Below are 4,551 nucleotides of genomic sequence, written 5' to 3' on the forward strand. Positions count from 1 at the left end.
GTAAATAAGGATATTGCAGAGAATTGTTAGCAAGGTTGTTTTCTTCTTTCCCATTTCAGACTCCTTTGGACAATTCTAATAATTGTCTCATTCGTTTTATTTAAGAGAAGCGAGTTTTTGGCTCGCTTCTCTTGTAAAAGGATCTTTTTGCAAAGATCCCAGTAACATCTAGTTACTTAATCAGGACCATCTTCTTTGTTGCCTCAAATGTTCCAGCACTTACTTTATAGAAGTAAACGCCGGAAGCGGCATTAGAAGCTTCCCAAATCACATTAACTATACCAGCTTCGCTGTAACCTGAGAACGATTCAACTTTCTGACCGGCTATATTATAAATTTCCAGCAAATAGTTGCTGGCAACCGGTAAGGCAAGTTCAATCGAAGTTGACGGGTTAAACGGGTTTGGATAGTTCTGGCTCAGAGAGAATTCAGTCGGCAGAAGGACTGTCTTTTCAATGGTAGTATTAAAGACAGCTTCAACATCCTGATTCTTGGCATCTCTTACCAGCATCTCGACATTATCTAGAGTGAATGTCGCGATATTGGCTTTAGCCTGCAATGTAACCTGAGCGATTTCCTGATTTTTGAATCCATCCTCGCTAAAAATAACACCATCAATCAGCAAATTGCCATTGTCGGTATCTTTGTAGAAGAATGTTTTCTCTTCAGTGTTAAACATTTCACCTTTTTCAACCTTAACAACTTCGAGATTATCGCCAAGCTCGAAGACCATATGCAGACCCAGAATTCCAGCTGGATCATCAATGTTAAAGGCTATGGTGACTTGCTCACCCACTGCCAGGGCATCGGGTAAACTGGCCGCAATTGCGACTGGACCATGAGTTGGCGCAAATTTGGCTGCTGCTGGCCAACCATTGTGGTAATTAGTGTAGTTGATAACAAAATCCATAAGATCCATTATATCAACAACATCATCCGGTTCTGGATAAGGGAAGGCATTGAAATGATCTGAGAAATCGCATGCATCATCCCAATATGGATCGATGCCATCATCAACAGAGTAATAAGCGCTCGCAAAACGTGCGAAATCACCCAGTCCCTTTGCTTCGGATTCCATGAACGAGATCTTACCATCAAAGTCTAAATCACCCAAAATATAACTGGTGGCGATATCATTGCCAGGAGTATTGATCGTGGCATTACCGGCAGAGTCCACATTATAAACTGAGACTCTGTAGATATCTTCGGTATCATCACCTGTTCCAGTGAATTCATTTTGATCATCAGGTATATTTATGCCTCTACTGGTCGCAATCGGGAAACCTTGACCAACAGTACTAGTTGGCTGTGGCGGTAAAACACCTTCATAAACAGGATAATCACCCCATCTCATATAGAAAGCATTTGAGAAATAGTGACCTGCATATGAATTATCCCACCAAACACCAATATCTGTTCCGTCACCATGATGAATTCCTTCATCAGCATAAGCCATAAATGCGGGAGGTGTAATATTATCAACCATGATGCTATCCTTAATAGGAATAGACCAGTTCAAGGCAGCATCCATGAATTTCACCTCTACCCAATCAAAGTCATTAGCATTCCATGTAATGTTCCATGGAGTTTCGCTTTGGGCCGCGCCAGGCGTGACAATTGCAATAGTTGACCAGGCGCCATTTGGATTATGATTTCTTAACTTCATCGAAACGGCGTCACCAGGAACGTCAATTATCACTTCGCATGGTTTCACATTAGTGTAGGCATGCGGCTCACCAGCATAAGAGACTGGATTGGTTGATATAACATCAACTGCGCCAGCCGGAGCTTCGGTATCAACGATTACAGTAGCTTCAACATAACCGGTGATATTACCGGCCTTATCAGCGACTTTAATCCTGACGGTTCTTTCACCATCATCACCAGCCTGGAGATCCACTTCTGCTGGAGAGGCAAATGCTTCCCAGGTAGTAAGCGATTGATAACCAACTTCATATATCTTCATCGACATGACGCCGGAAACAGCATCAGAAGCAACGATATTGAAATCAACACTTGTCAGGTAATTAACCATCGCCGCAACTGCATCAAAGGAAGTGATAGTGGCGGCATCTCTACTCATGAAGTCAAAGTTAATACCATTATCATCATCATCAGCGGCGGATTCTCTGCCAGAGCAATCTCTGATCTTACACATCGGAGCTACAGCCAAATCTCCATCGGCAATAGGTGTCAAAAGCGCGTATTCAACTCTAAAGTCACCTGGGACAGTTTCGGTAACTGACGCATCGCCAACATTTACCAGAACTTCATCAGAGAAGTCACCGACTTCGGAAATTACAAAATCGAAATCACCGGTTTCGGTAACACCATTAAATAGAATAGCAATAGTAGTTGAATTAGACCATTGAGCATCTATAGGGGTTCCGTCACCATCTTCAGGGTAATCAAGATCGCGCGTAACCACACTACCCAAGACTGGATTAATACCATCAACCCAGATATCATCACCAGCTTCACCATCTGTGTTACCAAGGTCATCCATCATCATGACATATACGGTATAATCATCAGGAATCGTATAGCCAAAAGGATATGGTACATCAGCAGTTGTTGTAGTTGCTGAAACAGGAACGGTTAAATAACCAGTGAAAGGTCCACCGGGAACTGTTGAAAAACCAACGCCATTCCAAGTATCTCCACCACGGCTCTTATATGACACCGTCACGGTTGTATTTAAGTCATTAGTACAATCGTCACCCGAATTGATAACAGCGCTATAGACTTTTGGTCCACGCGTATCAAATTCAAAAGTGGTACTGTTTGTGATAATATTACCGGCAACATCCATTATACCAATATATAATGTATATGTACCATCACCAACATCAGCAAAGTCAAATGTACCAGTGGCTGCCCATGGAGAGGTCCAGTTGGGCGAGGTACAATCAACTGCTTCAGCGGCATCTTCGGTAAGTATATGGGCAAAATAACCCGGAACACTTGATCCTGTGGCATCCCAGTCAACTCCAGTCAGACTATTATATCTGGCTGAGCCAAAGGCAAGAGCCGCAACGCCGGAAGCCTGATCAAGGGTAATGGTTTGGGATGCGGACCAACCTGATTCATTAGTATGGATATCTTTAAGCTGAACCTGGAACACATATACGCCGTCGGCGCCACCGGTAAGGTCAACCGGAATAGTTCCATCATAGGCCTGATATCCAACATACGTCCACGGATCTCCACCCGTATAATAACGAATATCAATCATGGAGATATCAGCATCACTTGTTGTAGTCATGACATTTGCGACACCATCGGTATAACCGACCTGGGCGCAAGCATCACCGGCGAGAGAGAAAGTCGAAAGGGTCGGGGCAGTAATATCAATATAGAATTCATACGTAACAACGGTTGAGTTTCCAAAATGGTCATCAACTCTGAAATCCATAAGATAGGGACCACCATCCGGCAGGTAACCGAAAGTAATATCCACCGGTGCGGTCAAGGCATCGGCAATAACAAACGGCGGAGGAGTACCGGTATTTAGCAAATCAACAAAGTGATTTCCGCCATACCCGCCTCCATCGAGTTGGAACCAAGCCGCATGAAGGTCGACATCATCAGTTATGTCGCAAGTCATAACGTCTATTTGGTTTCCATGATTATAAAAATTATCGCCATATGGATCATTTACCGTATATGCGATAGTCGGCATACCATTATCAATGATTTGAGTAGCGCCTGAGGAGGCACCGATCATAGGGATAACCGATTCATCCAATTCATAAGCGACACAATTGGTTGTCACGGCGGCCATAAGGCCGGGAGCACCAATGACATTAAAGGTGACAACACCCAAATTACCGTCAGTGCACATTACGTCATCGAGACTGGTAGCAGTAACAATTAGATTACCATTGGCTACGTCACTAGCATCAATGAGGTATTGACCGTTGCCGGGCATACCATCACCATCTGTATAGTAAACATAATCAAGTTTGTTTTCATTCCAGCTAACAGTGAACTCGACTATTTTTGCGCAGGTTTCTTCACTTAAGCAAACATCGTCAAATGTGAACTCAAGTGAATAATCGACATCGGTTCCCCAGAGCAGCTCGGCCGGAGCTGGGCCAACCGGGTCAACAAATGCGGCGCCGGCGTTACCAACATTGGCATCTTTCTGAGGAAATCCAAGACCACCAATCCAGTATTCGGTATCGAATCCGCCATTGGTAAGGAAATCCCAATACGTATTGCCATCCCAATTATTAATACCGTCGGTGACACAATCATCCTCAACTATTCCGGCATAGAAACAGTTGTTGATAATGTTATTGGCGTTAGAGCCGGCAGTAACGTGAATACCATCGATTAGCATACCATCAATGGTTGTGTTATCAGCGGTGGCCAGCAGGTCGAAAGCTGGACTACCGCTGACATCGCCATCACCATAAATGGTGAGATCATTTGTGGAGATAACTACACTTTCAGTAAAATCACCTACAATTTCCACACTATCAGTCGGACTGCACATATCGACAGCCGCCTGAATTGTTGCAAATTCGCCCGGTCCGGGAGAATCAC

1 protein-coding gene is annotated in these 4,551 nt (G+C 43.9%); it reads right to left on the reverse strand.

The features are described from left to right. Positions 1–172: 172 nt before the first annotated feature. On the reverse strand, positions 173–4,501 hold the full coding sequence (locus tag GY843_RS15810; protein WP_297310993.1) for a T9SS type A sorting domain-containing protein: 4,329 nt from the start codon (positions 4,499–4,501) through the stop codon (positions 173–175). Positions 4,502–4,551 lie beyond the last annotated feature (50 nt).

Source organism: Neptuniibacter sp., assembly GCF_024231755.1.
Taxonomy (GTDB): Bacteria; Pseudomonadota; Gammaproteobacteria; order Pseudomonadales; family Balneatricaceae; genus Neptuniibacter.

Bases quoted from the DNA above. Each gene is read 5' to 3' on its own strand.
- GY843_RS15810 (WP_297310993.1), bottom strand. From the start codon at position 4,501: ATGTGCAGTCCGACTGATAGTGTGGAAATTGTAGGTGATTTTACTGAA.